2 protein-coding genes and 1 pseudogene are annotated in these 1,397 nt (G+C 45.4%); all 3 read left to right on the top strand.

Going from position 1 to position 1,397, the window contains the following annotated elements; genetic code table 11:
• A pseudogene (locus tag A3738_RS29065) lies at positions 1-170 on the top strand (leucyl aminopeptidase); the annotation flags it as partial.
• Positions 171-620 carry a DNA polymerase III subunit chi gene (locus tag A3738_RS02575; RefSeq protein ID WP_068479423.1) on the top strand — a complete coding sequence of 150 codons (450 nt, stop codon included), beginning with the start codon at positions 171-173 and terminating at the stop codon, positions 618-620.
• 88 nt (positions 621-708) lie between these two features.
• On the top strand, positions 709-1,397 hold a 689-nt coding region (locus A3738_RS02570; RefSeq protein ID WP_156503893.1), incomplete at its 3' end, for a class I tRNA ligase family protein.

Below are 1,397 nucleotides of genomic sequence, written 5' to 3'. Positions count from 1 at the left end.
AAGGCGCTGGCAGTATCACAGCCGCTTGCTTCTTGTCTAAATTCGCCAAAAAATACACATGGGCACACCTAGACATTGCTGGAACTGCATGGACTTCCGGCGCCAACAAGGGCGCAACAGGCCGACCGGTTCCTTTGCTACTGAATTACTTAATGAATCACGCAAAATAAATGCACAAACAAACCGACATTTATATTTCCAAAGGGAATGCATTTAGTGATCTGGCAAGCATAGCTTGTCGGATCGCTGAAAAAGCCATCGCAGCAAATCAAACTATATTATTTGTGTGTGAAAGCGACATCGATGCTAAAAGTCTTGACGAGCTGCTCTGGTCTTATCGAGAAAGCTCTTTTCTTCCGCATCAGCAATCAGTATCCCCAAGCCCAAGTTACCCCATAGCTATTGCGTCATCGCAGGGCGCGAATGATCCTTCATTCAAAGCAACAGATACAAACATTTGCGTATACCTTGGCCCGACCAAGTTAGCCGAAGAACCTCAGATGAAACGACGAATGTTCATAGTTCGTAATGACCAGAAGCAACTGGAATCTGCACGAGCCTTGTTCAAGCAACTTAAATCTAACGGCGAAGACATAAATACGCACGACTTACGTCGTTAATTGGGAACATAACTACCTTGTTTGCCCCCGCAGATATATAATGCGCCTCTTTCTAAAATCAACGCCAAAAAAGTAGTGAAACACAACGATGGATAAAACCTACCAACCTAGTGAAATTGAACAAACTTGGTATCAAAAATGGGAAGACGAAGGCTTCTTCAAACCAAGTGGTGAAGGCACGCCATATTCAATCATGATCCCCCCACCGAACGTCACTGGCAGCCTCCACATGGGGCACGCGTTTCAAGACAGCATCATGGATGCCTTAATTCGCTATCATCGAATGAAAGGCAACAACACGCTATGGCAAGTTGGTACTGACCACGCGGGTATCGCGACTCAAATGGTTGTTGAGAGAAAATTAGCCGCTGAAGAAGATAAAACTCGACACGATCTAGGTCGTGAAGCATTTCTCGATAAAATTTGGGAATGGAAGGAAGAATCAGGTGGCACCATCACACGTCAACTTCGTCGTCTAGGAGCCTCTGTCGATTGGGATCACGAACGCTTTACGATGGATGACGGCTTCTATAAAGCTGTTCAAGAAGTATTTGTTCGTTTGTACAAAGACGATCTTATTTATCGCAGCAAGCGCCTTGTTAACTGGGACCCAAAACTACACACCGCTATTTCCGATCTGGAAGTCGAGAACAAAGAAAAACAGGGCAATATGTGGCATCTTCGGTATCCACTTGCAGACGGTGAAACAACAAGCGAAGGCAAAGATTACATCGTTGTTGCTACCACTCGACCCGAAACGATGCTTGGGGATACAGG

Source organism: Oleiphilus sp. HI0066 (genome assembly GCF_001635725.1).
This window is presented reverse-complemented; position numbering and strand designations above follow the sequence as displayed.

Excerpts from the sequence above, each read along its gene's own strand:
- A3738_RS02575 (WP_068479423.1), top strand. The coding sequence starts at position 171 with ATGCACAAACAAACCGACATTTATATTTCCAAAGGGAATGCATTTAGT.